Genomic DNA, 4,079 nt, shown 5'->3' with positions numbered 1-4,079 from the left:
GGGTGAACAGCTACAGCCATGTTTGCCGGAAGAGTCCAAGGCGTCGTCGTCCAGATTACTATGTAAGTGGCTTTCTCTCCTTTTACTGGGAACTTGACGTATATGGAGGGATCCTCTCTTTCAGCGTACTCCACCTCCGCATCAGCCAAAGCAGTCTCGCACCTCGGACACCAGTTTACGACCATCTTCTTTTTCTCAAGCAAACCTTTTTCGTAAGCCATCTTGACCGTCCACCAAGCCGAGTTTATGTACTCCGCTTTTATCGTCATGTAGGGATTTTCCCAATCCATCCACACGCCAAGAGATTTGAATTGTTCTGTCATAGCCTCTTTGTTCTTCAGAGCGTAATCCATGCACATTTTCACGAACTTGTCTATTCCGAACTCTTCGATCTCCTTCTTCTCTTTTATTCCGAGCTCTTGTTCAACCTTCACTTCTATCGGCAACCCGTGCATGTCCCATCCGGGGCGATCAGTCACTTTGAACCCTTTCATTCTTTTATAACGCAGAACGGTGTCTTTTATCACCTTATTCCAAGCTGTACCGAGGTGAATTCTTCCGGTAGTATAAGGAGGACCGTCAACAAAGAAAAAGGGCTTATCCCCCCTTTCTTTAACTTTTTCGTAAATCTTATTTTTTTCCCAGAACTCTCTGACGAACTTCTCCACTTCTCTGTGAGAGTACACGCCGGTGAATTGCATAGGTTAAGGAGAAATATGTGGGTTAAAATAGTTTATTCAAAGTGTATTTACTCTCTCCAAGTCCAAGCTCTTCGGCGTAGCTTATGAGCCTTTTTGGAGAAGTCCATTCCCAGTATTTTTCTTTTAACAAAGCTTTTTCAAAGTTTTTCTCGCTTTCGTAAGCGTCAAGACTTGCCTTATCGACGGAGACTATGTCTTTAGAGGCGAAAATCCCTATATCCGGGATCACTGGAACTCCGCTGTAGGGATGACAGTCGCAGTGGGGAGTGACGTCGAGGACGAAGTTTAGATAAGCGAAGTTCTCCTTTCCGACGGTATCTATGACGGCTTTAGCAGCCTCGACGATTCTCTCCGCTATGTCACCTCCAACGAGCCAAGGGGCTATTATTACAGCTTTTGTTTCGCAAACCTCTCCGCAACCGGCGCATTTGACGCACTTCTCAAGATTTATCTCGTAGTTCTCTATTGCATCCACCGGACAAACTTCCAAGCATTTATCGCACTTTACACATTTCTCCTTGTCTATCCTTGGAGGATTCGCAACGTGGATGTCATACTTGGTCGTTTTTGTTACGCAGCCAACTCCGATGTTTTTCAGACTCCCTCCAACTCCAGCTCTGAAGTGGAGCTTGAAATGTGTAGCAACAACGACGAAATCGGCTTCAGCTATGGCTTTAGCTACGAATACCTCCTTGAGGTGTTTGCCGTTAACGTTAACTCTTACCCCATCCAAGCCGATGAGACCGTCGGCTATTATTACCGGCGCAGCCAAAGTTTGCTGGGTATAGCCGTTTTCTTCTGCTATCGTTAGCCTTCCCGTGGCGAAGCTTCTGTCCTTGGTCATCCCCAAGCCGGTAGTTTCAGTTACAAAGGGTTTTCCTCCCCTCTCCTTGACCTTCTCAGCTATCTTCCTAAGAAAAACTGATCTAAGCGTTTTCGTCGTGCCGAAATCTCCGAAGTGGGTCTTTATCGCCACCAAGTCTCCAGAAGATATTCCGTCAAGGATTCCGCTTTCATCTATTAATCTATCGAGTTTGTAAACGAGGCTCTGTTCTGGCTGATACCATTTTTCCAACTCCGTCACTGGTGCTTCTGCGGAAACGAAGAACACTTCGCTCATAAGCTAAGAGTGGATTTTTGAGCCTAAAAATGTTTGTTTTGGAGGAACATTTATCTATTTTTGAGGAGAGTGTAGAACGATGTACATCCTCTGTAGAGTTTGCGGCAACGATACTTTCAGAATTACCGTAGAAATGGTTGCGGAATGTACGAGCTGTGGAGCAAAGTTTAGTCTTGGGAAGCCGATAGATAAGCTCCCCAAGCCTGATGACATCGAGCCTTTCAGATTTCTAAAAGATTTTTAGCAGCGGAGATTACTTGCGAACATGATCAAAATCGACGGAAGTTATGGAGAGGGAGGGGGACAGATTTTAAGAACTGCAATAGCCCTTTCATGCTTAACCGGAGAGGCTGTGGAGATTTACAACATCCGAGCCAAAAGACCCAAACCCGGATTGATGGCTCAGCACCTTAAGGGAATAGAGGCAGCGAAGAGGATAAGCAACGCAGACGTTGAAGGATTGAAAATTGGATCTACAAGGGTTGTTTTCAAGCCTAAGAGTTTGAAGGGAGGAAATTTTAGGATAGACATCGGCACGGCTGGAAGCGTTACATTAATTCTTCAGACCGTCCTTCTTCCTTCTCTGGCTGCGGACAAAGAAACAACTCTGGAAATTAGAGGAGGGACTGACGTCAACTGGAGTCCGACGGTAGATTACTTCATGAACGTCACCCTTCCAGCTCTCAGGGAGCTTGGCGTAGAGGCGGAGTTTAAGCTGATCAAGCGAGGGTACTATCCGAAGGGTGGAGGGGAGGTTAGGGTAGAAATAGTTCCGTCGAAACTCCTCGGAAAAAGTTTTGAAAGGAAAGATTGCGATAGAATTTTCGGAATCTCTCACGCTTCAAATTTGCCCGAACATGTGCCAAGGAGACAGGCTGAAGCAGCTAAAAGGGTCTTGAAAGAAGCGGGATTTGATGCGGATATAAAAATTGAGGTTAGGAGGGAGTTTTCGACCGGAAGCGGAATCACTCTGTGGTGCGGATACAAAGGCGGATCTTCTCTTGGAGAGAAGGGTAAGAGGGCGGAAATTGTTGGTGAAGAAGCTGCAAGAGAAATTTTGAGCGAGTTATCGACGAACTTCGCTTTCGATAAGCATTTAGCCGACCAAATCATGGCTTTCGCTGCCGTGGCGAAGGGAGAGACCTTTTACACGACCTCTCAGATAACCATGCATGCTGTTAGCAACAAATACGTTATAGAAAAGTTTTTTGGAGAGTGTATAGAATTTAAAGAGAACTCTGTAAGGATTTACGGAAACAGCATCCTCTTTTGAATCTGGGTTTATTATTTTTAACATTCATTATAAATTTAACCTTTAAAGTATATTTTGAAAGTTCGAAAAGTTTTAAATTTGTCATCTTTAATCAAAAACAACCTATCGAAGAATTTAGGGGTAAAGTATTTTAGTGGGTGATGTGCGTGAGGCTTGGCAGAAGGAGCTTTGTGAAAGCTCTAACGACTCTTGGAGCTACCGCTTTTCTCTCGAAGTACAAGAACTTTATCGTTGAAGCTTTTGAGGAAGCTAAAAGTAACGACGTAAAGCTCGTCTGGCTTCAAGGGCAGAGCGACTCAGCTTGTACGGTCTCGTTACTCCAAGCGGCAGATCCGGATTTGTACGACGCTGTTGAAGAGTTAAAGGTTGGAATTTACTTCCACCCAACGGTAATGCCGGATTTTGGAGAGAAGGCTATAAAAGTTCTTGAGGAGATAGATCCCGATGTTCTCGTTTTGGAGGGAAGTATTCCAACTGGAGAAATGGAAGTTGCCTGTACATTTGGTGAAAGAAACGGAAAACCGGTAACTCTTGTTGAGTGGTTAAACGAGCTAATCCCGAGAACGAAAGTTGCCGTAGTCGGATTTGGTAGCTGCGCAACTTACGGAGGAATTCCTGCGGCTAAGGATTTCGAAGGAAAGAGTCCGACGAATGCAGTTGGACTCTATCAGTTTTTGAGGAATAAAAAGCCAGCGGTGCCAGTAGTACTTCTCCCCGGATGCCCGGGGCATCCCGACTGGCTCCTTGTTACCTTGGCAGCAGTTTTACTCGGAATTAACGTGGAGTTGGATGACTACTGGAGACCGAAGTGGTTCTTCTCTCAGCTAATCCACGACAACTGCGCAAGAAGAGGATTTTACGATGAAGGGTGGTTTGCTAAGAGCTTCAAGGAAAGCGATATGAAATACGAAACCTGCCTGTTCAAACTCGGATGCAGAGGTCCTATGACTTACGCTGCTTGCAGCGAAACCAAGTGGAACGGTGG

General features: G+C 45.4%; 5 protein-coding genes. 3 read left to right on the top strand and 2 right to left on the bottom strand.

From position 1 onward, the window contains the following. Nucleotides 1-701 (bottom strand): class I tRNA ligase family protein (locus tag F7C14_RS05255; protein WP_290900570.1); only part of this gene is annotated, 701 nt, incomplete at its 3' end. Between the two features lie 22 nt (nt 702-723). Beyond that, complete coding sequence (locus F7C14_RS05250) at nt 724-1,821, bottom strand: DUF362 domain-containing protein (protein ID WP_290900568.1); 1,098 nt, start codon at nt 1,819-1,821, stop codon at nt 724-726. A 79-nt stretch (nt 1,822-1,900) separates the two neighbouring features. Here F7C14_RS05250 and F7C14_RS05245 point away from each other — a divergent pair, with 79 nt between their 5' ends. The 3 genes from F7C14_RS05245 to F7C14_RS05235 all read left to right on the top strand — a co-directional run. Next, complete coding sequence (locus tag F7C14_RS05245) at nt 1,901-2,065, top strand: hypothetical protein (protein ID WP_290900566.1); 165 nt, start codon at nt 1,901-1,903, stop codon at nt 2,063-2,065. Between the two features lie 21 nt (nt 2,066-2,086). After that, entirely contained in the window at nt 2,087-3,094 is a 1,008-nt protein-coding gene (rtcA, locus tag F7C14_RS05240; RefSeq protein ID WP_290900564.1) for an RNA 3'-terminal phosphate cyclase, read from the top strand. A gap of 140 nt (nt 3,095-3,234) precedes the next feature. Continuing rightward, the coding region (locus F7C14_RS05235; RefSeq protein WP_290900562.1) for a hypothetical protein at nt 3,235-4,079 on the top strand (845 nt) is incomplete at its 3' end.

This window comes from Ferroglobus sp. (assembly GCF_015521575.1).
In the GTDB taxonomy this organism is placed as follows: domain Archaea; phylum Halobacteriota; class Archaeoglobi; order Archaeoglobales; family Archaeoglobaceae; genus Ferroglobus.
The sequence above is the reverse complement of the archived record's forward strand: the minus strand, read 5'-3'. Positions and strand labels throughout refer to the sequence as shown.

Coding starts and splice junctions, on each gene's coding strand:
- F7C14_RS05250 (WP_290900568.1), bottom strand. CDS start 1,821: ATGAGCGAAGTGTTCTTCGTTTCCGCAGAAGCACCAGTGACGGAGTTG.
- F7C14_RS05245 (WP_290900566.1), top strand. CDS start 1,901: ATGTACATCCTCTGTAGAGTTTGCGGCAACGATACTTTCAGAATTACC.
- rtcA (WP_290900564.1), top strand. CDS start 2,087: ATGATCAAAATCGACGGAAGTTATGGAGAGGGAGGGGGACAGATTTTA.